Genomic DNA, 23,174 nt, shown 5'->3' on the forward strand with positions numbered 1-23,174 from the left:
AATCATGCGCGCGACCGGGGGTTCCCCGTAACGGACGGTCAGGACGGTCAGGGTGGTCAGGCGGCCATGAGCTTGCGGGCGCGGCGGGCGTCGGGGCTGTAGCGGACGTCCGCCGGCACCAGGCCGATGCCGGTCTGCAGGGCCCGCAGCGTGGCGGTGGCCCACAGGTCGCCGACCGGCGTGGCCGGCAGCCCGTACAGCCGTCTGGCCCAGCGCGGCAGCGTGGCGAAGGCGAGCACGGTCAGGGCGGGGACCACCGGCCGGAACGTCGCGAGCAGACCGGGCAGCGGGGTGTGCAGGGACGCCTTGAGCGGGTGCGCGGCCTCCGGGACGAGACGCAGCCCGGGGCGGGCCCGCTCGACGTAGGCGCGCAGCTCGGCGACGGAGCCGGGCACGCCCGCCGGGTCCAGGCCGACGACCTCGGCGGCGCGCCGCCACTCGGACACGAACGCGTCGGCCTCGGCGTCGCTCAGCCGCACGCCGGCCCGGCGGGCCACCGACAGGTAGGAGTCGACCTCGCCGACGTGCACCCACAGCAGCGACTCGGGCTCGTCGAGACGGAACCGCTCGCCGGTGTCGGGGTCGCGCCCGGTCAGCGTCGCGTGGATCTTGCGGACGCGCCGACCGGCCCGCTCCACTTCCTCGCGGGTCCCGTACGTGCGCACGCGGACGAATTCTGTGGTCCGGACGAAACGCGACCACGCTTCGTCGGGATTCATGAAGGCGGAGTTCTGCATGACGCCGCGCATCGCGCGCGGGTGAAGGCTCTGCATCAGCAGTGCACGGAACCCGCCGACCAGGAGAATCGGCTCCCCCATCACCCGCCAGGTCACGGACTCCGGCCCGAACAGCCCGTGGTCTTCCATAAGGAAAGAGCTACCCGTGAGGGCATCAGGTTATGTCACGAGACTGTCGTGGTTGTGCCGCGATTCCGTGACTACGGAGCGTGCAACCGTTCCACATCCTGACATGGGCGGACAAGCCGCGTCAACGACTTTGCGAACACGACCGAATCTATTTTTTACAACAAACTTACGAAATGTCCGGAGGGCATTGTCATCGGCGGATCCTCCTTGAGAACGTCGCCTTTGGTCCGGAAATTTCCGGGCTTCGTACGTGCTTGAGGGACCACCACCACATGACGACACCGACGTCCACCGCGATCACTCCTGACGCGACGTCCGTGACCGAAACCCAGGAAGCAGCCGGCCGTTCACCTGGCCGGCTGATGTGGATGCGCTTCCGGCGCGACCGCACCGGCGTCACCTCCGCGGTGATCGTCATCTTCTTCTTCCTGGTGGCGATCCTCGCGCCGGTGATCTCGTGGCTGTACGGCAAGGACCCGTACACGCTGTACGGGCAGGATCTCCCCGGGCTGCTGAACGACTACGGCTACCCGGTCCTGCCCAACGGCGGCATCAGCTCCGAGTACTGGTTCGGGCTGGAGCCCAGCCTGGGCCGCGACGTGTTCATGCAGCTGGTGTACGGCATCAGGACATCGCTGGGCATCGCCGTGGCCGCCACGCTGATCATCACCGCGCTCGGCATCGTGATCGGCATCGTGGCCGGTTACGTGGGCGGTAGGACCGACTACTTCATCGGCCGGATCATCGACCTGACGTTGTCCTTCCCGTCCACGATCTTCATCATCGCGTTCACGCCGGTGGTGGAGAGCCTGCTGGTGCCGCCCGACGAGGAGACGCCGATCTGGCTGCGCGCGGTCTCGCTCACGATCATGCTCAGCGCCTTCGGCTGGGCCGGGCTCGCCCGGCTGCTGCGGGGTTACGTGCTGTCGCTGCGCGAGCGCGAGTTCGTGGAGTCGGCCAAGGTCACCGGCGCGTCCCCGGCCCGGATCGTGTTCAAGGAGCTGCTGCCCAACCTGTGGACGCCCATCCTCATCCAGTCGACGCTGCTGCTGCCGGCCATGGTGACGGCCGAGGCGGGACTGTCGTTCCTGGGCGTCGGGATGGGCGAACTGGTGCCCGACTGGGGGCGCATGTTCCTGCGGGCGACCCAGGTCTACCAGAACGACATCACGTACCTCATCTTCCCCGGTGTCGCCCTGCTGATCTTCGTCATCGCCTTCAACCTGCTGGGCGACTCCGTGCGCGACGCCTTCGACCCCAAGATCAAACGCTAGAGGAGAGAGATGAAATACCGTACGAGGTCGGTGTTCGCGGTGCTCGCCGCGGCGTCGCTGACCCTGGTCGGCGCCTGCGCGCCGGGCAACCAGGGCGCGCCGTCGGCCGCCCCCAGCTCCGGCGCGTCGGCCCCCGCCCAGGCGGAGTACAAGCCCGCGGTGATCACCCTCGGCACCGCCGAGGACTCCAAGGGCCCCGCCATCCCGCCGGAGGGCATGGTCAAGGGCGGCACCGTCACGATGATCGACCGTGACGACTTCGCCCACCTGGACCCCGCCCAGATCTACGTCAACACCGAGTCCAACTTCGGCCTGCTCATCCACCGCGGCCTCACCGGCTACAAGCGGGTCGCCAAGGGCGAGTTCAAGCTCGTCGGCGACCTCGCCACCGACGCCGGCCAGGTGTCCGACGGCGGCAAGACCTGGACCTTCACCCTCAAGGACGGGGTGAAGTGGCAGGACGGCTCGCCGATCACGTCCGAGGACGTGAAGTGGACGATCGAGCGGATGTTCGCCCCCTTCATCACCTTCGGTCCCTCGTACATCCAGCAGTGGCTGACCGAGGAGGACTACAAGAAGGCGTACAAGGGCCCGTACGACGGCGAGCGGCTGGACGCCATCGAGACTCCGGACGAGAAGACGATCGTCTTCAAGTTCAAGGAGCCGCACGCGGACGCCAACTACGCCTTCGCCATGGGCGGCTACGCGATCGTGCCCAAGGAGAAGGACACCAAGGAGAAGTACGACAAGGAGCCCGTCTCCTCCGGCCCGTACATCATCAAGTCCCACACCGTCGACAAGTCGATCGAGCTGGAGCGCAACCCGCACTGGGACGCCAACTCCGACCCCATCCGCGGCGCGTACCCGGACGTGTGGAAGCTGGAGTTCGGCCAGGAGGCCCTGCAGATCACCGACCGCTTCGTCGCGGACAACGGCCCTGACCAGCAGGCGTTCACCTTCTACGCGGCGGTGCCGCCGGAGCGGCTGCAGCAGGTGCTCAACGACCAGAGCCTGGCCGAGCGCCGCATGATCAGCCCGTCGCCGTACGGCAACTACTACTACTTCAACCTCGACCGGGTGAAGGACATCAAGATCCGCCAGGCCGTCAACCACGCCTGGCCGTCGAAGCAGATCCAGCAGACGCTGGGCGGCCCGCAGGCCGCGGCCCTGCCGACGACGATCCTGAACGAGAACACCACCGTCGGCTACCAGTCGTACGACCTGTTCGGCAAGGCCGACAAGCCCGAGGGCGACATCGAGAAGGCCAAGCAGCTGCTGGCCGAGTCGGGCAACCCGAACCCCACCATCGTCTACGCCTACAACCAGACGCCCGTCCAGGAGCAGGTCACCGTGGTGATCAAGAACGCCCTGGAGAAGGCCGGCTTCAAGGTCGTGGGCAAGCCGCTGGACCGCAAGACGTACTACGACTCGATCAGCCAGACCAAGAACGAGTTCGACCTGTACTGGGGCGGCTGGGGCTCCGACTGGCCGTCCGGCTCGACCGTGATGCCGATCATCTTCGGCCCGGTCAGCGACGGCGGTCAGAACATGTCGCACCTGCGTGAGCCCGAGCTCGACGCCAAGATGAAGGAGATCTCCGCGAACCCGGACATCGACGCGGCCAACGCCGCCTGGATGGAGCTGGACAAGGAGATCCAGGAGAAGTACACGCCGCTGGTCGTCGGTGAGAACCGGATCGCGACCACGCTGCACGGCTCCAAGGTCGGCGGTGCGGAGATCGACCCGCAGATGTGGGTCGTCTCCCCGAACACCATCTTCGTGAAGCCGTAGTGCCACCTGCCCCGGGCGCCCACGCGGGCGTCCGGGGCGCCCCTTTGGAGATTCCGTGCTTCGATTCCTCATCCGCCGCACGCTGGGAGCCCTGGTCATCCTGCTGGTCATCTCGGCGGTGACCTTCTTCCTGTTCTACGCGATCCCCGCCGACCCGGCCCGGCTGGCCTGCGGAAAGGTGTGCCCGCCCGAGACCCTCGAGCAGGCCCGTCACAACCTGGGCATCGACCAGCCGCTCATGGTGCAGTTCGTGTCATGGCTGGCCGGGATCTTCGTCGGCCGCGACTACGAAGGGCTGGGCAACTGCCCCGCGCCCTGTCTCGGCTTCTCGTTCGTCAACCGCGCCCCGGTGTTCGAGACGATCATGGACCGGATGCCGGTCACGATCGCGCTCACGCTCGGCGCCGCGGTGATCTTCCTGATCTTCGGCGTGGCCACCGGCATCGTCGCCGCGCTGCGCCAGGGCAAGCCGCTCGACAAGATCGCCAGTGTCTCGTCGCTGATCGGCGCGTCGGTGCAGATCTACTTCGTCGGCACCCTGGCCATGTACTTCTTCGTCTATCAAACCCAGGTCTTCTCGCAGCCCAAGTACGTGCCGATCACGGAGGATCCGCTCGGCTGGTTCAACGGCCTGCTGCTGCCCTGGCTGGTGCTGGCGCTCATCTTCACCGCGAACTACACCCGCATCACCCGCTCCACCATGGTGGAGAACCTCAACGAGGACTACGTCCGCACGGCCAGGGCCAAGGGCATGTCAGGCCGGAGCGTGGTGCTGCGGTTCGCGCTGCGCGGGACGCTCACCCCGATCGTCACGATCTTCGGTGTCGACCTGGGCACGCTGATCGGCGGCGCGATCATCACCGAGACCACGTTCGGCCTGCAGGGCATCGGCCGGCTGGCCGTGCGCGCGGTCGACTACTCCGACCTGCCGACGCTGATGGCCACCGTGGTGCTCGCGGCCGGCGCGATCGTGGTGATGAACGTGATCGTCGACTCCCTGTACGCCGTCATCGACCCCCGCGTGAGGCTGAGCTGATGTATCTCGAAGTCAACGACCTCACCGTCGACTTCCACACCGAGGACGGCGTCGTGCACGCCGTGGACGGGCTCTCCTTCGAGGTCGAGCAGGGCAGCACCCTGGGCATCGTCGGCGAGTCCGGCTCCGGCAAGTCGGTGACCAACCTGGCCGTGCTCGGCCTGCACAACCCGGAGACCGCGCAGATCTCCGGCAGCATCACGCTCGACGGGCAGGAGCTGCTGGGGGCCTCCCGGTCCACGATGGAGCGGCTGCGGGGCAACAAGATCGCGATGATCTTCCAGGACCCGCTGACCTCCCTGTCCCCGTTCCACACCGTCGGCGTGCAGATCGCCGAGGTGTACCGCAAGCACAAGGGCGTGTCCAAGTCGGTGGCGCGGGACCGGGCGATCGAGATGCTCGACCGGGTCGGCATCCCGCAGCCGAAGGTCCGCGTCGACCACTACCCGCACCAGTTCTCCGGCGGCATGCGGCAGCGCGTCATGATCGCGATGGCGCTGGTCTGCGACCCCGGCCTGCTCATCGCCGACGAGCCGACGACCGCGCTGGACGTCACCGTCCAGGCGCAGATCCTCGACCTGCTGCGCGAGCTGCAGGAGCAGTCCGGCACCGCGATCATCCTGGTCACGCACGACCTCGGCGTGGTGGCCAGCACCGCGCACGACGTGCTGGTCATGTACGCGGGCCGGGCCGTGGAACGCGGCACGATGCACGAGGTGCTGCGCGAGCCCCGCCACCCGTACACGTGGGGCCTGCTCGGATCCATGCCGAGCCTGCGTCACCCGGTGGACGTGCCGCTGCGCCCGGTGCGCGGCACGCCGCCCAGCCTGATCAACGTTCCGCCGGGCTGCCCGTTCCACCCCCGCTGCGACTACATGGAGCTGCTGGGGCGCGAGGTGTGCACCGGCGAGCGACCGGAACTGTCGCCGCACCGCGGCCACGGCGACGCCTGCTACCTGTCGCTGAAGCAGAAGACGGAGATCCGCGAGCGGGCCGCCGGTAAGGAGACGACGACGTGACGGAGAAGCTGCTGGAGCTTTCCGGCCTGGAGAAACACTTCCCCGTCAGAGGCGGCGCGTTCATCAAGCGCCAGATCGGCGCCGTGCACGCGGTGGACGGCATCGACCTGACCGTGTTCGAGGGCGAGACCCTCGGCCTGGTCGGCGAGTCGGGCTGCGGCAAGTCCACCACCGGCCGGCTGGCCGCCCGGCTGCTGGAGCCCACCCAGGGCTCGATCAGCTACCGGGGCCGCGACATCAGCCACGCCTCCCGCCGGGAACTGAAGCCGATCCGCTCCGAGATCCAGATGATCTTCCAGGACCCGTACTCGTCGCTCAACCCGCGGCACACGGTCGGATCGATCATCAAGGGCCCGATGGAGATCAACGGCATCGACCCGCCGGGCGGCCGCGAGGCCAGGGTCCGCGAACTGCTGGAGATCGTCGGGCTCAACCCGGAGCACTACAACCGGTTCCCCCACGAGTTCTCCGGCGGTCAGCGCCAGCGCATCGGCGTCGCCAGGGCGCTGTCGGTCAACCCCAAGCTGATCATCGCCGACGAGCCCGTCTCGGCCCTGGACGTGTCGATCCAGGCCCAGGTGATCAACCTGCTGCAGCGGCTGCAGCGGGAGCTGGGCATCGCGTTCCTGTTCATCGCGCACGACCTGGCCGTGGTGCGGCACTTCTCGCAGCGGGTCGCGGTGATGTACCTCGGCAAGGTGGTGGAGATCGCCGACCGGGAGTCGCTGTACGAGCGCCCGCGTCACCCGTACACGCACGCCCTGCTGTCAGCCGTGCCCGACGCCGACGTGAACGGCCCGGCCCGTGAGCGCATCCGCCTGGCGGGCGACGTGCCCTCGCCGATCGACCCGCCGTCGGGCTGCCGCTTCCGCACCCGCTGCTGGCGGGCGCAGGACAAGTGCGCCGTGGAGGAGCCGCCGCTACTGCGCCTGACGGGCAACCGCGACGGCCACCTCACCGCCTGCCACTTCCCCGAGGAGCCGACGACCAAGGGCGAGGACATCGTCCTGGACCCGGCGCTCAAGGACTGAACCCGGGGTCCCCGCCGTCCACGGCGGGGACCCTCCCGTCTCCAGGAGGCTCTCAGGCCCTTTCCGCGAGGGCGCGCAGCGAGTCGATCGCCGCCACGCGGTCGTCGGCCCCGTAGACGGCGCTGCCCGCCACGAACACGTCGGCGCCCGCCTCCGCGCACCGCTCGATGGTCTCGGCCGACACCCCGCCGTCGACCTGCAGCCACACCTGGCCGCCGTGCCGCTCGATGAGCGCACGCGTGCGCCGGATCTTCGGCAGCACCATGTCGAGGAACTTCTGCCCGCCGAACCCCGGCTCCACCGTCATCAGCAGCAGCATGTCGAGCTCGCCGACGAGATCCTCGTACGGCTCCACGGCCGTCGCCGGGTTGAGCGCCAGCCCGGCCCTGGCCCCCCGCGCCCGGATCTCCCGCAGGGTGCGCACGGGCGCCGCGGACGCCTCCGCGTGGATGGTCACGCTCCCCGCCCCCGCTTCCGCGTACGACGGCGCCCACCGGTCAGGGTCGTCGATCATGAGGTGGCAGTCGAGCGGCAGCGAGGTCGCCTTGCGCAGCGCCTCGACCACGGGCAACCCGAGGGTCAGGTTGGGCACGAAGTGGTAGTCCATGACATCCACGTGCAGCCAGTCGGCGTTCGGCACCGCCGCCGCCTCGTCGGCCAGCCGCGCGAAGTCGGCGGACAGGATGCTGGGAGAGATCTGTACGGCCATGATGCCCCGAGTCTATTGGTGCGCCCCTCCCCCGGCACCCCCGCCCCGGGTCTCAGCGCGCCTTCCTGGCCAGGCGCTAGGCGCGTTTGCGGAGCAGGGCCAGGAACATCGCGTCGGTGCCGTGCCGGTGCGGCCAGAACTGGGCGTGCGGCCCTTCGCCCAGCCCGCCGACCTCCGGCAGGTAATCGCGGGCGTCGAGCTGCTCCACGTCGTCCCTGCGGGCCAACACGTCACCCACGACCACCCGGGTCTCGGCCAGGTGCGGCGAGCAGGTGACGTACGCGACGACCCCGCCGGGCCGGACCGCGTCCAGGGCGGTGCCGAGCAACCGGCGCTGCAGCCCGCTCAGCTCGGCGATGCTCGAAGGATCCCGCCGCCACCGCGCCTCAGGCCGGCGCCGCAGCGCCCCGAGCCCGGTGCAGGGCGCGTCGAGCATCACCCGGTCGAACACCCCCGGCCGCCACGGCGGTTCGGTGCCGTCGGCGGTGATCACCATGGCGTCGGCCGTCGTCTGCCGCACCAGCCGCGCCCGATGCGGCTGCACATCACTGGCCAACAGCCGCGCCCCACCCCCGAACGCCCGCACAACCCCGCTCTCGCGGTCGGTCCCACTCTCGGGCTTTCGCTCCGCCCCGCTCTCGCCTTCGCCCCCGCTCCCGGACGCCTGGCCGGCTCCGCCCTCGGACGCCGAGACGGTGCCGCTTTCGCGGTCTGGCCGGTCGCCCAGGGCTTCCAGGTCGCCGTGCGTCGCGATGGCGTCCAGCAGACCCGCCTTGCCGCCAGGGCCCGCGCACAGGTCCAGCCAGCGCTCGTCACGGCCGTCGAGCGGGACGCGGGTCAGGGCGAGCGCCACGAGCTGGCTGGCCTCGTCCTGCACGGCGGCCCGGGTCTCGGCGATTGCCGGGATCCGGCCCGGGTCGCCCTCGGGCAGGATCGCGCCGTACGGGGAGTAGCGGGCGGGCTCGGCGCCCGCGTCGCGCAGCTCCTTCATCGAGGAACGCCCCGGCCTGGCCACCAGGGTCACCAGGGGACGGTCGTTGTCGGCCGCCAGCACGTCGGCGGTCTCCCCGGAGTCCTTGCCGAGCGCGTCGCGGAAGGCGGTCACCACCCAGCGCGGATGGCTGTGGGCGACGGCCAGATGACCTGCGGGGTCGCGCTCCGGGTCGGGCGCGACGATCGCCACCCACTCCTCCAGCGTCCGCCCGCCGATCTTGCGCAGCACCGCGTTGACGAACTTGGCCGCGCCCTGCCCGATCCGCAGCCGTACGAGATCGACGCTGGTGCCGACCGCGGCGTGCGGCGGGATGCGCATCTTGAGCAGCTGGTGGGCGCCCAGCCGCAACGCGTCGCGCACCGCCGGGTCGGGCGCGCGGTCGCTGCACGCCATGATGATCTCGTCGTACGTGCCGAGCCCGCGCAGCGTGCCGTAGGTCAGCTCGGTGGCGAGCGCCGCGTCGCGTCCGCTGATGTCGCGCTCGCGGAGCAGTCGCGGCAGGAGCAGGTTGGCGTACGCGTCGCGCTCCGCCACGGCACGCATGACGTCGAACGCGACGTTGCGCGCCTGATCGCGGACCGGCCGTCGTGGCCTCTTCGCGCCGCCCCTGCCCGCGGCCCCCCGTGGTGTCATGCCCTCCGACTTCCCGTCACGGCCGCGCCGCTGACCTGTCGCTCACCCGGCCGGCCCCGTCCTGCCTGTCGTCCGTCCTGAGCCGCGCCCCAGCCCACCGGTCGGCGGTCGCGACTCACTTGAGGACCTCTCCGGCCTCCGGGCGAACGCCGCGGGCCCACTCGACCGCGCTCATCAGGCGTTTGCCCTGGGGCTGGACCTCGCCCAGCTCGACCGGGTCGGTGGCGGTGCCGGCCAGCACCCGGTGCTTGCCGGGGGCCAGCTCGCCGGGAGCCAGGCGCTCCTCGCCGGCCGCGACGCGCACCGCGCCGAGCTTGATCCGCTGGCCGCGGAACTCGGCCCACGCCCCCGGGTTGGGGGTGCAGGCGCGGATGAGCCGGTCGACCCGCATGGCGGGCGCCGACCAGTCGACGCGGGCGTCGGGAACAGTGATCTTGGGTGCGAGGGTCACCCCGTCGGACGGCTGCGGACGGGCTTCGAGCGAGCCGTCCTCGATGCCGTCGAGGGTGGCCGCGAGCAGCCCGGCGCCGGAGACCGACAGCCGCTCCAGCAGGACCCCGCTGGTGTCGTCGGACCTGATCTCCTCGGTGACCACGCCGAAGACCGGACCGGCGTCGAGCTCCTTGACGATGCGGAACGTGGTCGCGCCGGTGATCTCGTCGCCGTGCAGCACGGCGTGCTGCACGGGGGCCGCACCCCGCCAGGCGGGCAGGATCGAGAAGTGGAGGTTGACCCAGCCGTGGCGCGGGATGTCGAGCGCCGCCTGCGGGAGCAGCGCTCCATAGGCGACGACGGGGCAGCAGTCGGGCTCCAGGGCGCGCAGCCGGTCGAGGAAGGCCGGATCGCCGGCCTTGGGCGGGCGCAGCACCTCGATGCCCGCCTCCTCGGCCAGCTCGGCGACCGGGGAGGGGTGGACCTTCCGCCCCCGGCCGGACTGGGCGTCGGGCCGGGTGACGACCGCGACGACCTCGTGGCGCGGCGAGTCGATCAGGGCCCGCAGCGACGGCAGCGCCGTCTCCGGGGTGCCGGCGAAGACCAGGCGCATCGTCAGAGGGCCTTTCCGCCGGTCGCGTGGGGCGAGAACTTGACCGTGGGCGCCTGCAGCCCGCTCCACTCGGCCTCGCGGACGGCCTTCATGGCGAGCTTGCGCTGCTTGGGGTCCATCCGGTCGATGAACAGGATGCCGTCGAGATGGTCGGTCTCGTGCTGGAAGCAGCGCGCCATCAGGTCGGTGCCCTCCAGCACCACCGGCTCCCCGTGCACGTCGAAGCCCTTGGCGACGGCGCGGATCGCGCGCGGCGTCGGGAAGGACAGGCCGGGGAAGGACAGGCAGCCCTCCTCGCCCTCCTCGTCGATCTCGCCGGACAGGTCGAGGTCGGGGTTGACCAGGTGGCCCAGCTGGTCGTCGACGTAGTAGGTGAACACCCGCAGCCCGACGCCGATCTGCGGGGCGGCCAGGCCGGCGCCCGGCGCGTCCATCATCGTGTCGGTGAGGTCTTTGACGAGCTTGCGGAGCTCCTTGTCGAAGTCGACCACGGGAGCCGCCGGGCTGCGCAGCACCGGATCTCCGAACAGCCGGATCGCCTGGATCGCCAAGGGTCACTCCGTTCCTTCGAGGGATCAGCTCAGTTTAGTGGGCGAGCGAGCGAGCCTTCATCGCCGCTTTGCGCGCCGCCTTGACGACGGCCTCGTCGTCGTGGGCGCGGGCGAGCATGTCGAGCACGGCGAGGGTGTCGGGGTGACCGACGGCAGGCATCTCGGTGACGAGCCGGATCAGATCCTCGCGGGGTTCGGGCGTGTCGAGCCGCTCGGCCGCGTGACCGGACAGGTGCATGAGCGCGGCCAGCGAGTCGACCGCGATCCAGGTGTGGTCCTCGGGGCTGAGCGGGGGCGCGTCGAGGTCGCGGATGTGCAGCCATGAGGCGGCGTAGCGGCGCATGAGCGGCAGGTCGAGCGCCTCGCGCAGCGGCGTCTCGGCCTCGGGGCCCAGCTCCTCCAGGACGGCTCCGACGGCGCCGCGGCGGCCGGCGCCGCCCTCGGCGGCGATCGCGATCAGCTGGCGGGCGGCCTCCTCCGGCGGGCGGCGCTCCAGCCAGCCCGCCACCGCGCTCTGCGTGGCCGACCCGCTGACCAGGGCGTCGACCAGCTCGGCCGCGGTCAGGTCGGCGAACACCGCGACCTCGTCGGTGGTGGGCGCGTCGTGGCCCTCGCGCAGCAGGTCGCGCCTGATCGCCCAGACGCCGAGCGGGGTGAGCGCGGTCCGGCCGGCGGCGGTCTGCTCGACCACGCCGCAGTAGGCGAGCAGGGACAGCGCCTGCAACAGCTCGCCGGGCAGGTCGGCGGCCAGGCGGCGCATCCCGCTCTGGCCGGGGGCGCAGGCGACCTCGTGGGACTGCAGGATGCCGCGGGCCAGGTTGGCGACCGCCACGCCGGACCGTACGGAGTAGATCGTGGCGAGCATCTCGGCCAGGTGGCCGTCGATGACGGTGGAGCCGGTCAGGCCCTCGTCGGCCCGGTCGAGGACGTCCATGACCACGCCGTCCCAGAACTCCAGGGTGGCCTCGACGGTGAGGTGCTGCGGCAGCGGGCCTCGCGAGGCGCGGCCGCCGAGGATCTGGAGCAGGCCGGTGTTGACGGCGACGACCCAGACGAGGCGCAGGCGGGCCGGGTCGAGCCCGAGCTCGGCGACGGCGGCCTCGGCGTCGGACTCGGTGAGCAGGCCCTCGGGGGTCACCGGGCGGGTGCCGGTCCAGCCGGCCAGGCGCACCGCGTCGGCCACGAGCGGGACCTGGGGGACCGCCCTGGCCAGCTCGGCGTCACCGGCGAGGGCGACGGGCGGGAAGGTGAGCGCCTCGTGCTCCACGGACGTCTTCTCAGGCGGCCGCGGCGGCACGACGGCCTGCTCATCGATCAGCTTGCGCAGCTCGGCGAGGTCGAAGACGTTGTTTGCCACCCAGGAAACTTACTCCACGTCAGTCACACAAGCGTACTCATCTGATGCCGCGGGAGCGTGCCTTGAACGCGGCCTTGCGCGCGGCCTTGGCCGTCGTGGTGTCGGGCAGGGAGCGCCCGAGCAGCTCCAGCACCTCGACCACGTCGGGATGGTCGACCTGCCACATCTCCTCGATCAGATGGGCGGGCGGACCGGAGGCGGACATGTTCTCGGCGAAGATGTCCGGCGCCTCCTGGGCGGCGGGCATGGCCAGCGCCAGCATGTCGACGCTGACCCACAGCAGCTCCTCGTGGGTGAGCTGCGGCGCGGGCAGACGGCGGGCGGTGAGCCAGTGGATGGCGTGCGGCCGCAGCTCCGTCTCGTCGAGGCTCTCGCGTACGGCGGGCTCCGCCTCGGCGCCGAGCTGGTCGACGATCGTGACGGCGATGCCCCGGGCCACGGCGGGCGCTCCTGAGGCGGCGGCGAGGAGCTGGGCGGCGGCCTCGCCGGGGCTCCTGGCGGCGAGCCAGCGCTCGATGTCGGACTCGGCCAGCTCGGCGGGCACGCCGTCGAGCAGCCCTTCGATGAGCCCGCGGGCGTCGGCCTCGGCCAGGTCGGGCGCCTGCGGCGCGTCGAGGCCGAGGCCGAGGTAGTGCTCGCGCAGCGCCCACACGGCGGCCGGGGTGAGCCCCGCGGCCGTCGAAGGGCCGTCGCCGGTGACGCGGACGAGGCCGCACCAGGCGAGGCGGCCGAGCACGGCGGGCACGTCGACCTCGTCGTCGACGAGCTCCTCCAGGTATTCGCCGATCACCTCGGCGGGCACCGGCGCCTGCACCCGGTAGAGCATGTCGAACAGGTCGTAGAGCTCCTCGTCGACGCCGGCGGAGCCGGTGACCCCGCCGCCGGTGTCGCCCTCGACCAGGTAGGCCACGACGGCCGCCCACCGGCCCAGCCCGTCAGAGGGCGTGTCCAGCCCTTCCAGGAAGGCGACCGCGCCGCGGTCGAGCTCGGCCAGGAGCGGGATGCCGCGCAGCTCGGCCTCCAGCGCCTCGGGGGCCGCCAGCCGGACGGCGGGCCGCGGGGCGCAGCCGGGGCAGTCGCAGGGCGCCTCCCCCAGATCGGGCACCTCTCCGGACGGGATGGCGACGGACTGCTCCAGCGCCTCGGGCCCGATGGAGCTGAACAGGCTCTTGGCCATGCCGAAGTTGGCCGTGTCGGCCAAGGCGTCCGGCATCAGGGTCTCGATGTCGTCGAGCCGCTCGCGCATGGCCGCGGCCGTCTCGCCGCCGACCTCGCCCGACTCCTGGAGGTAGTGGACGAGGGTGCGACCGGCGGCCACGGTCTCCTGGGCGCTCTCGGGCGGCGCGATGACCTTGCGCGGATAGATGGAAAGCAGCAGCTCGTCGAAGGTGGCGGGCGTGAAGTCGGCCAGTTTGTTGACGTTCAGGTAGTCGCTGGCGTAGTCGCAGAGCAAGCGGACCTCGTCCGCGTCCACCTCGACGCCCCGGGCGCGCCCCCAGGCACGCAGGTCGTCGATGGCCGCGTTCACCCATTCGATCGACACAGTGGCACGCTAACGGCTGGCTTACAGATGAGCGAATCGGGGAAACGGTCTAAATCAGGTCGAGCGGGTCGACACATACCTTGACCACGTCTGGTGCTTTTCTGGCGGCACGCACCCCGCTGGCCCCTTTGAGGGCCGCGGCGAGTGCCGCCCCGCCGGCGCGGGGCACCCGCACCAGGGCGCGTTCCTGGCCCGCGTCGTCCACCGGGACCGGGCCGAGCACCTGCGCGCCGCCGGGCAGCCGGGATTCCTCCAGCATCTGCCGCACGGCCGACGAGGCGCCGGTGAGCGTGGCCATCCGCACCGCCGGCGGGAAACCCAGCTCGGCCCGATCGGCCAGCTCACGCTCGGCGTACGTGACCGGGTCCCAGCGCACCAGCGCCTGCACGGCCGGCAGCGCGGCGTCGGCGAGCACCACCAGCCCGCCGCCGGGGCGGAGCAGGGCCGCGGCGTTCAGCCATCGGCGTACCGCCTCCTCCCCCGCCCGCAGGTCGGCCCGGCCCAGCAGCGCCCACCCGTCGAGCAGCACGGCGGCCGCGTACCCGCCCTCGACGACCGGCTCCGCCCCCGGGGTCGCCACCACCAGCGCGGGACCGGCGGGCAGCCGGGCCAGCACCCCGTCCCGCCCGGACGTCCGCACCGGCACCGAAGGGAACGCCCTGCCCAGTTCCTCGGCGGTGCGCCTGGCCCCCACGACCACGGCGCGCAGCCGGTGGTTCCCGCACGCCGGGCACTTCCAGGCGGCGTCGACCCGGCCGCACCAGCGGCAGTAGGGCGCGGCGTGCCCGGTGCGCAGGGCCAGCGGCCCATGACAGTGCTCCTCGGCCTTCGAACCGCCCTCCGGGCGCCCTGCGCCCTCGGGAGCACCGCCCGAGTGATGAGGCCCGTACGCGCTCTCCTCGTACGGAAGTTCCCCCGCACCGGCGATCCGGACGGGGTACGCCTGCTCCCTGGCGCTCATGCGGGTCGGCGGGTGGGCGCACCGGGCGGGGGCGCGGCACTGCGCGCACGCCAGCGCGGGAAGATAGCCCCGCCGGGGGACCTGCACCAGGACGGGACCGTCCGCCAGCCCCTGGCGCAGCACCCGCCACGCCACGCTGGGCAGCCTGGCCGCCCGCGCCGCCTGGTCCCTGGCCAGTTCGGCGTCCTCCCCCGCGGCGCGCACGCGCGGCGCCCTGCGCCTGATCTCCTGCCGGGCGGCCACGATCGGCCGCGCCCATCGGGTGGCGATGAGCTGCGTCGCCTCGGCCGTACGCGCGTACCCGCCGATCAGCATGGCCGCGCCGGTGCGGTGGGCGCGCAGCCCGAGCACCTCGCGGGCGTGCGGGTACGGGGCCAGCCGTTCGGCGTGCAGGTCGTCGCCGTCGTCCCACAGCGCCACCAGCCCGAGCCCGTGCACGGGCGCGAACATCGCCGCCCGGGTGCCCACCACGGCCCGCACCTGGCCGCGCAGCACGCTCAGCCATCGCCGGTAACGCTCGGCCGGGCCCAGGTCGGAGGTGAGCGCCACGTGCCGTCCGGGCCCCAGCGCCCGGCTCAGCTCGGCGTCGAGCAGCGCCACGTCCTTGCCGTCGGGCACCACGGCCAGCGCACCCCTGCCGCCCTCCAGCGTCGCCCTGGCGGCCTCGGCGAACCCCGTCGCCCACCCGCCCCCACCGGGCAACGCGGTCCACACCGCACGCGGCGCCCGCCCGTGACGCAACGCGTCGACGAACGACGGCCCCATCGGATAGTCGCCCCAGGAACCCACGTCGGAGACGTCGGCGCTGCCCCCCGGGGCCGAGGTTTCCGCCGGGTGATGCTCCGCGCGAACGGACGCGGGTGCCTCCGGACGCAGTTCTTCACGTCCGGCCGCGGGCCCCTCCGGGCGAACGCCCTCCTGTACGGATGCAGACCCTTCCGGAGAAAGATCACCACGTACGGATCCAGACCCCTCTGAGGGAAGATCACCGCGTACGGATACAAGGTCCTCACGGACAGCCTCAGGGCCCGCCGGAGAAAGATCCTCTCGTACGGGCGCGTCCGCGTGGACCGCAGCCCCGGCCACCTCAGAGGCGGGGCGGGTGGCCGCCTCGGTGCGTGCGTGGCGGGGCGGGATCGCCAGGCGCAGGACGTCGGCCAGCGTTCCCGCGTAGCGGTCGGCCACCGCCCTGGCCAGCCCGGCGATCTCGGGCGTCAGCACCTGTTCGGGTGAGACGACGCGTTCGAGCGGCGTCAGCTTGCCCGCGTGGTCGCTCTGCCCGGCCCGCTCCAGCAGGAACCCGTCGACCAGTTTGCCGGCGAACCGCACCCGCACCCGCACCCCCGGCCGGGCGGTGTCGTGCATGGTGGCGGGCACCAGGTAGTCGAACGGCCGGTCGAGGTGGGGCAGCGGGTTGTCCACGGCCACCCGCGCGACGGGCAGCTCGGCGGCGGGGACGACGGCTCCCTTGGCGTCCTTCGACGACGCGGCGGGCCGCACGGCGTCGAGCGGCAGCAGCGCGTCGTCGGAGTCGGTCACGCACTACGTCTACCAGACCCGCCGGCCGGCGGACGCCCGGCGACCTCCGGGACCCGGCTTGCGAAGACCCAGAGGTCACAGGACATGCCGGCCGCCTCGTACGGCACATCCGCCGTACGAGGAGAGAGCGGACGTCGCGTGGGCACGCGACGCCCGCTCACCGTGAAGAATCAGAGACCGATCAGAGACCGGCGGCCGTGCGGAGCGACTCCGCGCGGTCGGTGGACTCCCAGGAGAAGCCCTCGCGGCCGAAGTGGCCGTAGGCGGCGGTCTCGGAGTAGATCGGCCGCAGCAGGTCGAGGTCGCGGATGATCGCGGCCGGGCGCAGGTCGAACACGGCCAGCACGGCTTCCTGGATCTTCTCGACCGGCAGCTTCTCGGTGCCGAAGCACTCGACGAACAGGCCGACCGGCAGGGCCTTGCCGATCGCGTAGGCGACCTGGACCTCGCAGCGGTCGGCGAGCCCGGCGGCCACGACGTTCTTGGCGACCCAGCGCATGGCGTAGGCGGCCGAGCGGTCGACCTTGGACGGGTCCTTGCCGGAGAAGGCGCCGCCGCCGTGGCGGGCCATGCCGCCGTAGGTGTCGATGATGATCTTGCGGCCGGTGAGGCCGGCGTCGCCCATCGGGCCGCCGATCTCGAAGCGGCCGGTCGGGTTGACCAGCAGGCGGTAGCCGTCGGTGTCGATGTCGAGCCCGTCGAGCACGACGTCGACGACGTGCTCCTTGATGTCGGGGGTCAGCATCTCCTTGAGGTCGATCTCCGCGGCGTGCTGCGTGGAGACCACCACGGTGTCGAGCCGGACCGGCCGGTCGCCGTCGTACTCGATCGTGACCTGGGTCTTGCCGTCGGGGCGGAGGTAGGGCACGGTGCCGGACTTGCGCACCTCGGACAGCCGCAGCGCCAGGCGGTGGGCCAGGGTGATCGGCAGCGGCATCAGCTCGGGCGTCTCGCGGCAGGCGTAGCCGAACATCAGGCCCTGGTCGCCCGCGCCCTGGCGGTCGAGCTCGTCGATGTCACCCTCGACGCGGTGCTCGTAGGCGTCGTCGACGCCCTGGGCGATGTCGGGCGACTGCGCTCCGATGGACACCGACACGCCACAGGAGGCGCCGTCGAAGCCCTTGTAGGAGGCGTCGTAGCCGATCTCCAGAATCTTCTCCCGGATGACGCCCGGAATGTCGACATAGGTCTCGGTCGTCACCTCGCCCGCGACGTGGACCTGGCCGGTAGTGATCATCGTCTCGACGGCGACCCGGCTCTTGGGGTCGTCCTTGAGCATGGCGTCCAGAATCGCGTCACTGATCTGGTCGGCGATCTTGTCCGGGTGGCCTTCGGTGACCGACTCGGAGGTGAACAGGCGACGTGACAACTCAGTGGCTCCTCATGCAGCGGCTGCTGACGGATGTAGGGCTCAGGGCGGGTTGGCACGCCAGAGCCTCGCCGAAGTCTAGCCCTACCCAGTGCCCGGCCGCGAAACCCGTCCACGATCCGTACGCGTCGGTCGATGTTCCCGGCATGGGCCCGAGCAGCGGCGCGAGCCGTCCCCGGCCCGGGACCGCCTCGGGCGGGGAGTCACAGGTGGGGCAGCGGATCCGGCGGGAGCGTCTCCGGGGCGAACACCTCGGCGTCGGCGGCGGCCACCACCGCGGCGTACTCGTCGTCGAACTCGAACGTCATGTCCCCCAGTTCGATGACGGGCCCGGGCGCCAGCGTGATCGGCCCCAGCCGCGTGTCGCGCGGGTACGTCGCGTACACCGAGATCGGCCGGTCGCCGCGGAACATCCGCGTGGACAGCACCACCACGGCCAGATCGGTCACCACGATCAGGAAGTTGGCCGAACCACCCGGCCCGACGGACAGCGCGGGGAACACGTAGCGGATCGCGCCCTTGTGTCCCAGAACCGTCCTGCAGCGGTCTCTGACAGCAGAATTCACCGGCATGCCGCCCCCCTTCGCCCCAGTATCAGCAGGCATTCCGGAAAGCTGCAACAGGTGATCGGGTAATCAATCTAGCCTTTTCGTCCCGTACGTCCCGAGAGTGCGTACGGGCACCTCCCGGCGAAGCCGCCCGTACGGGAGAACCCGGTCAGCCGAGACGGGCGGCGACGGCGTCCCAGACGGCGTCGGCGACGTCGTCCTTGGGGCCGCGCGGCACCTCGATCGGGTCGCCGCCCGCGACCAGGATGGTGGCGGCGTTGTCGGGGGTGCCGAAGGCGAGACCCTCGCCGACCTGGTTGACGACGAGCAGGTCGCAGCCCTTGCGGGCGAGCTTGGCCTGGCCGTTGGCGAGCACGTCGTGGGTCTCCGCGGCGAAGCCGACCAGCACCCGAGGCCCGCCGTCGCCCCGTTCGGCACGGCGGCTGCCCAGCTCGGCCAGGATGTCGGGGTTCTTGGTCAGGTGGATGGGCGCGGGCTCGCCGTCGGTCTTCTTGATCTTGATGTCCTGGCGCTCGGCGGGCCTGAAGTCGGCGACCGCGGCGGCCATCACCACCACGTCGGCGTCGCCGGTCGCGGCGAGCACCGCCTCCCTGAGCTGGGCGGTGGACTCGACGCGCACGACCGTGGCGCCGGCCGGGTCGGGCAGCGTCACGTTGGCGGCCACCAGCGTCACCTCGGCGCCGCGGGCGGCGGCGGTGCGGGCGAGCGCGTAGCCCTGCATGCCGGACGAGCGGTTGCCGATGTAGCGGACCGGGTCGATGGCCTCGCGGGTGCCGCCGGCGGAGACGACGACGCGCCGGCCGGCGAGGTCGCGCGGGCGGCCGCTCAGCACGCGCAGGCAGACCTGGAAGATCTCCGCGGGGTCGGGCAGCCGGCCGGGGCCGGTGTCGGCGCCGGTGAGCCTGCCGACGGCCGGGTCGATCACGACGGAACCGCGCTCGCGAAGCGTCGCGACGTTGGCGCGGGTGGCCGGGTGCTGCCACATCTCGGTGTGCATCGCGGGCGCGAACACCACCGGGCAGCGCGCGGTCAGCAGCGTGTTGGTGAGCAGGTCTCCGGCCAGCCCGTGGGCGGCCTTGGCCAGCACGTCGGCGGTGGCCGGGGCGACCACGACGAGATCGGCCGCCTGGCCGATGCGCACGTGGGGCACCTCGTGCACGGACTCCCACACGTCGGTCGTCACCGGGTTGCCGGACAACGCGGCCCAGGTGGGCTCGCCGACGAACCGCAGGGCGTCGCGGGTGGGGACCACCCGCACCTCATGACCGGACTCGGTGAACAGCCGCAGCAACTCGCACGCCTTGTAGGCGGCGATGCCGCCGCTGACGCCCAGGACGACCTTCATCGAGGGGTCAGGCCGCGCCTTCGATGGGCTCGGAGTTGAGCAGGCCCTCGGAGACCTCGCGCAGCGCGATGGACAGCGGCTTCTCCTGCGCGTGGGTCTCGACCAGCGGCCCGACGTATTCGAGCAGACCCTCGCCGAGCTGGGAGTAGTAGGCGTTGATCTGACGGGCCCGCTTGGCGCCCATGATCACCAAAGAGTACTTGCTGTCGACGATGTCGAGCAGCGCGTCGATCGGGGGGTTGGTGATGCCCTCAGCGACCGGGGCAATTCCTGCCACGATTGTCAGACCTCTCGGTTGGTGGTTGCGGTGACCCCCTGAGGGTCAGTCATCAAGGCTATCAGCCGGTGGCACACGTCTTTGACATCCGTGTTCACCAGCGTGAGGTCGAACTCCTTCTCGGCCGCCATCTCGATCCGCCCGGCGTCCAGCCGGCGGGCGATGACGTCCTCGGGCTCGGTGCCCCGGCCGCGCAGCCGCTTCTCCAGCTCCGCCCAGCTGGGCGGGGCCAGGAAGATCAGCAGCGCCTCCGGCATGCTGCGCCGCACCTGCCGGGCGCCCTCCAGGTCGATCTCCAGCAGGGTCGGCACGCCGGCGGCCAGCTTGTCGAGCACGGCCTGCCGCGGCGTGCCGTAGCGATTACCCGCGAACTCCGCCCACTCGAGCAGCTCGCCACGCTCCACGAGCCGGTCGAACTCCTCGCCGTCGACGAAGTAGTAGTGGACTCCGTGCACCTCGCCGGGACGGGGTCGCCTGGTGGTCACCGAGACCGACAGCCACACCGCGGGGTGCGCCCGCCGGAGCTCGGCGACGACCGTCGACTTGCCGACGCCCGACGGCCCGGACAGGACCGTCAGCCGTCTCTCGCTCGAGGGGAGGAAGTCTCCGACTCTGCTGTCCGCGCCGGCCGCCTCGTGAGCCGTCACACCGCCGGACCAGGACCTGTCGGTCACTTCCTACCCCCCGTCGAACCTGCGCTTCGTATGGAACCGAGATTAGCTCTCGTTGCCACCGAACTCGCGCTCGAGGGAGGCCCTCTGGTTCGCGCCGAGGCCCCGCACGCGGCGGGACTCGGCGATGGCAAGCCGCTCCATGAGCTGCTTGGCGCGGACCTTGCCCACGCCGGGGAGCGATTCCAACAATGCCGACACCTTCATCTTGCCGATGACGTCGTCGGTCTGCCCATCCTTGAGCACCTCAGCCAGAGAAACCGCGCCATGCTTGAGCCGGTTCTTGACCTCGGCACGCTCTTTACGGGCCTTGGCAGCCTTCTCCAGGGCTGCGGCGCGCTGCTCAGGGGTCAGGGGAGGAAGAGCCACGCCGGGTCACCTCGAATTTCTGTCGATGTACTCGGACGGGAGAGGAAACTAGCTGGTCATCGCCCCCTAGGCAACGCCAAGAGCGGTTTCTCTGCCCACAAAATCCACTTCATCACTTTGCGTGATCGTAAAATCACCTAGTGCTGATCAAATCGCCCTCACTTCCCTGTTTTCAACTCCGCACCCCGGGGCGCCCGAGGGCGCTACGATGATCACGTACGGGCATGCGGGGCGTGTCCGAAAGCGGGGCTGACCTGTGTCCGAAACCTGGACCGTGCCATGCGGAACCGGCGACGGCGCGCCTCCCGGCGGGCGTGGATGATCTAGAACCGCGGCCCCGCCCCGCCACGCCCCCGCACGCCCTTTCCCGCCCTCCGAACACCCTTGTGTGGAGTCCTCTGTCAAGTCCGCGCGAATGACGCTTCTTTGTGAACGGAACCCTCAACTGAAGAACATCGGCGAGCCCTGAGAACCGTGGACTCGGGTAGATGACGGCGCCCGACAGCGCCACCCGGCGTAAGCCGCTCCGGAACTTCGCGGCCGGTCAGGCGTGGCTGGTGCGGCGGAGGGAGGCGGCGATGGCGGCGGCGGTCGCGCCCGGGTCCGGGGAGCCGGTGATGGGGCGGCCGATCACCAGCAGGTCGGCCCCATCGGCGAGAGCCTGTTCGGGGGTGGCCACCCTGGCCTGGTCCTGGCTGGCGGCGCCGGCCGGGCGGACGCCGGGGGTGATGAGCGTGATGTCGTCGCCCACCTCCGCGCGGACCGCGCCCACCTCGTGCGGCGAGCACACCAGCGCGGTGGCGCCCGCCGACACGGAGAGCGCGGCCAGGCGGCGGACCGCGTCGGGCGCGGGCCCGGCGAGTCCGATGCGGCCGAGGTCCTCCTCGGCGAGCGAGGTGAGCACGGTGACGGCGGCGATCTGGGTGTGCGGTGCCGCCTCGACGGCCGCCCTGATCATGGCGGGCCCGCCCGCCGCGTGCACGGTCAGGATGGCCGGCCGCAGCCGGGCGACGGCCTTGGCGGCGCCCGAGACGGTGTTGGGGATGTCGTGCAGCTTGAGATCGAGGAAGACCTTGACGCCACTGGCCCCGCGCACGGAGGCGATCACGTCGGGCCCGTAGCGCAGGTAGAGCTCCAGGCCCACCTTGACCGTGCTGACGTGCGGGGTCACCAGGCCGGCCCACCGGGCGGCGGTCTCCAGGTCGGGGGCGTCGAGGGCGACGGCGATCGGTGCGGGAGTCAAGAGGTGCTCTCCTCGGTGTCGACGAGCAGGTGCCGGGCGGCACTGCCCGGCGGGCGGTGGGCCAGGCCGACCGCGTCGGCCAGCCGCTGGAATCCGCGCGCCTGCAACAGGTCCTCGAGCTCGCGCTCGATGCGCAGGCACGCGTACGGGTCGTGGAACAGCGCCGTGCCGACCCCGACCGCGCAGGCGCCGGCCAGGATGAGCTGGAAGGCGTCCCTGCCGGTCATGACGCCGCCGACGCCGATGAGCGGCACGCCGGGCAGCGCGGCGTGCACCTGCCACACGCAGCGCACGGCGAGCGGCAGGATGGCCGGGCCGGACAGCCCGCCGGTGACGGCGGCCAGCGACGGCCGCAGGGTCTCGGTGTCGATGGCCATCCCGAGCGGGTTGTTGATCATCGAGAGGGCGTCGGCCCCGGCGTCGACGCAGGCGCGGGCCACGGCCACGATGTCGGCCACGTCGGGCGCCAGCTTGGCGACGACCGGGACGTCGTAGCGCATGATGGACCGCACGGAGGCGATCACCTCGGCCGCGGTGCCGCCCTCACGGGCGAAGACGCGGCCGCGGTCTTCCATGTTGGGGCACGACAGGTTGACCTCGAGCGCGGTCACCCCGGGCGCGTCGGCGAGCCTGCGGGCCAGCTCGGAGTACTCGGCGACGGAGCCGCCGCCGACGGACACGATGGTCTTGATGCCGCGCTGGGCCAGCCAGGGCAGCTCGCGCTCCAGGAAGGCGTCGATGCCCGGCCCCTGCAGGCCGACGGCGTTGAGCATGCCGGAGGGCGTCTCGGCCATGCGGGGCGTGGGCCGGCCGGCCCGCGGCGCCATGGTGACCGAGCGCGTGGTGAGCGCGCCCAGCCGGTGCAGGTCGAAGAACTGGGCCAGTTCGCGCCCCGAGGCGGCGCAGCCCGCCGCCGTGCAGACCGGGTTGGCCAGCTCCACGTGGGCGAGGAAGGTGCGCATGTCGACGGGCATCGCGCTCA

General features: G+C 71.6%; 21 protein-coding genes. 5 read left to right on the forward strand and 16 right to left on the reverse strand.

The window, feature by feature from the left end; translation table 11 throughout:
• Nucleotides 1–56: 56 nt before the first annotated feature.
• Nucleotides 57–866: an oxygenase MpaB family protein gene (locus ACGFI7_RS16720; protein WP_393404993.1), complete on the reverse strand. Its 810-nt coding sequence runs from the start codon at nt 864–866 to the stop codon at nt 57–59.
• Between the two features lie 272 nt (nt 867–1,138).
• Here ACGFI7_RS16720 and ACGFI7_RS16725 point away from each other — a divergent pair, with 272 nt between their 5' ends.
• Genes ACGFI7_RS16725 through ACGFI7_RS16745 form a run of 5 tightly spaced genes read left to right on the forward strand, consistent with a single transcriptional unit; the run spans nt 1,139 to nt 7,017 of the window.
• The gene (locus ACGFI7_RS16725) at nt 1,139–2,140 is read left to right on the forward strand and encodes an ABC transporter permease (RefSeq protein WP_393404996.1); all 1,002 of its coding nucleotides are present in this window, start codon (nt 1,139–1,141) and stop codon (nt 2,138–2,140) included.
• 9 nt (nt 2,141–2,149) lie between these two features.
• Complete coding sequence (locus ACGFI7_RS16730) at nt 2,150–3,931, forward strand: ABC transporter substrate-binding protein (RefSeq protein ID WP_393404999.1); 1,782 nt, start codon at nt 2,150–2,152, stop codon at nt 3,929–3,931.
• 55 nt (nt 3,932–3,986) lie between these two features.
• Nucleotides 3,987–4,967 (forward strand): ABC transporter permease, encoded by a 981-nt coding sequence (locus tag ACGFI7_RS16735; RefSeq protein WP_393405002.1) that lies wholly within the window; start codon nt 3,987–3,989, stop codon nt 4,965–4,967.
• Nucleotides 4,967–5,986 (forward strand): ABC transporter ATP-binding protein, encoded by a 1,020-nt coding sequence (locus ACGFI7_RS16740; protein WP_393405004.1) that lies wholly within the window; start codon nt 4,967–4,969, stop codon nt 5,984–5,986. The genes ACGFI7_RS16735 and ACGFI7_RS16740 overlap by 1 nt, the downstream gene beginning before the upstream one ends.
• Nucleotides 5,983–7,017 carry an ABC transporter ATP-binding protein gene (locus tag ACGFI7_RS16745; RefSeq protein WP_393405007.1) on the forward strand — a complete coding sequence of 345 codons (1,035 nt, stop codon included), beginning with the start codon at nt 5,983–5,985 and terminating at the stop codon, nt 7,015–7,017. Before ACGFI7_RS16740 ends, ACGFI7_RS16745 begins: the two co-directional genes overlap by 4 nt.
• Nucleotides 7,018–7,069: 52 nt before the next feature.
• Here the strand turns inward: ACGFI7_RS16745 and rpe are convergent, their stop codons facing one another.
• The 15 genes from rpe to ACGFI7_RS16820 form a co-directional block, all read right to left on the reverse strand.
• Nucleotides 7,070–7,726: a ribulose-phosphate 3-epimerase gene (gene rpe / locus ACGFI7_RS16750; RefSeq protein WP_393405010.1), complete on the reverse strand. Its 657-nt coding sequence runs from the start codon at nt 7,724–7,726 to the stop codon at nt 7,070–7,072.
• Between the two features lie 76 nt (nt 7,727–7,802).
• Entirely contained in the window at nt 7,803–9,353 is a 1,551-nt protein-coding gene (locus ACGFI7_RS16755; protein ID WP_393405013.1) for an RsmB/NOP family class I SAM-dependent RNA methyltransferase, read from the reverse strand.
• A gap of 115 nt (nt 9,354–9,468) precedes the next feature.
• Nucleotides 9,469–10,398 carry a methionyl-tRNA formyltransferase gene (gene fmt / locus ACGFI7_RS16760; protein ID WP_393405015.1) on the reverse strand — a complete coding sequence of 310 codons (930 nt, stop codon included), beginning with the start codon at nt 10,396–10,398 and terminating at the stop codon, nt 9,469–9,471.
• 2 nt (nt 10,399–10,400) lie between these two features.
• Nucleotides 10,401–10,949, reverse strand: coding sequence for a peptide deformylase (def, locus tag ACGFI7_RS16765; RefSeq protein ID WP_393405017.1), 549 nt, complete (start codon nt 10,947–10,949; stop codon nt 10,401–10,403).
• A gap of 34 nt (nt 10,950–10,983) precedes the next feature.
• Nucleotides 10,984–12,306 carry a hypothetical protein gene (locus tag ACGFI7_RS16770; RefSeq protein ID WP_393405019.1) on the reverse strand — a complete coding sequence of 441 codons (1,323 nt, stop codon included), beginning with the start codon at nt 12,304–12,306 and terminating at the stop codon, nt 10,984–10,986.
• A gap of 37 nt (nt 12,307–12,343) precedes the next feature.
• Nucleotides 12,344–13,849, reverse strand: coding sequence for a hypothetical protein (locus tag ACGFI7_RS16775; protein WP_393405020.1), 1,506 nt, complete (start codon nt 13,847–13,849; stop codon nt 12,344–12,346).
• A 49-nt stretch (nt 13,850–13,898) separates the two neighbouring features.
• Entirely contained in the window at nt 13,899–16,349 is a 2,451-nt protein-coding gene (locus ACGFI7_RS16780; protein WP_393405023.1) for a primosomal protein N', read from the reverse strand.
• Between the two features lie 181 nt (nt 16,350–16,530).
• Nucleotides 16,531–17,718: a methionine adenosyltransferase gene (gene metK / locus ACGFI7_RS16785; protein ID WP_393405025.1), complete on the reverse strand. Its 1,188-nt coding sequence runs from the start codon at nt 17,716–17,718 to the stop codon at nt 16,531–16,533.
• A 203-nt stretch (nt 17,719–17,921) separates the two neighbouring features.
• Complete coding sequence (locus ACGFI7_RS16790; RefSeq protein ID WP_393405027.1) at nt 17,922–18,290, reverse strand: hypothetical protein; 369 nt, start codon at nt 18,288–18,290, stop codon at nt 17,922–17,924.
• 145 nt (nt 18,291–18,435) lie between these two features.
• The gene (coaBC, locus tag ACGFI7_RS16795) at nt 18,436–19,632 is read right to left on the reverse strand and encodes a bifunctional phosphopantothenoylcysteine decarboxylase/phosphopantothenate--cysteine ligase CoaBC (protein WP_393405030.1); all 1,197 of its coding nucleotides are present in this window, start codon (nt 19,630–19,632) and stop codon (nt 18,436–18,438) included.
• A gap of 7 nt (nt 19,633–19,639) precedes the next feature.
• Nucleotides 19,640–19,909 (reverse strand): DNA-directed RNA polymerase subunit omega, encoded by a 270-nt coding sequence (gene rpoZ / locus ACGFI7_RS16800; protein ID WP_393405033.1) that lies wholly within the window; start codon nt 19,907–19,909, stop codon nt 19,640–19,642.
• A gap of 5 nt (nt 19,910–19,914) precedes the next feature.
• Nucleotides 19,915–20,487 carry a guanylate kinase gene (gene gmk / locus ACGFI7_RS16805; protein WP_393405693.1) on the reverse strand — a complete coding sequence of 191 codons (573 nt, stop codon included), beginning with the start codon at nt 20,485–20,487 and terminating at the stop codon, nt 19,915–19,917.
• A gap of 138 nt (nt 20,488–20,625) precedes the next feature.
• The gene (gene mihF, locus ACGFI7_RS16810; RefSeq protein ID WP_020541698.1) at nt 20,626–20,949 is read right to left on the reverse strand and encodes an integration host factor, actinobacterial type; all 324 of its coding nucleotides are present in this window, start codon (nt 20,947–20,949) and stop codon (nt 20,626–20,628) included.
• Nucleotides 20,950–21,493: 544 nt separating this feature from the next.
• Nucleotides 21,494–22,192, reverse strand: coding sequence for an orotidine-5'-phosphate decarboxylase (pyrF, locus tag ACGFI7_RS16815; protein ID WP_393405036.1), 699 nt, complete (start codon nt 22,190–22,192; stop codon nt 21,494–21,496).
• Nucleotides 22,189–23,166: a dihydroorotate dehydrogenase gene (locus tag ACGFI7_RS16820; RefSeq protein ID WP_393405039.1), complete on the reverse strand. Its 978-nt coding sequence runs from the start codon at nt 23,164–23,166 to the stop codon at nt 22,189–22,191. Before ACGFI7_RS16820 ends, pyrF begins: the two co-directional genes overlap by 4 nt.
• Nucleotides 23,167–23,174 lie beyond the last annotated feature (8 nt).

Source organism: Nonomuraea sp. NPDC048826 (assembly GCF_043198225.1).
GTDB lineage: Bacteria > Actinomycetota > Actinomycetes > Streptosporangiales > Streptosporangiaceae > Nonomuraea.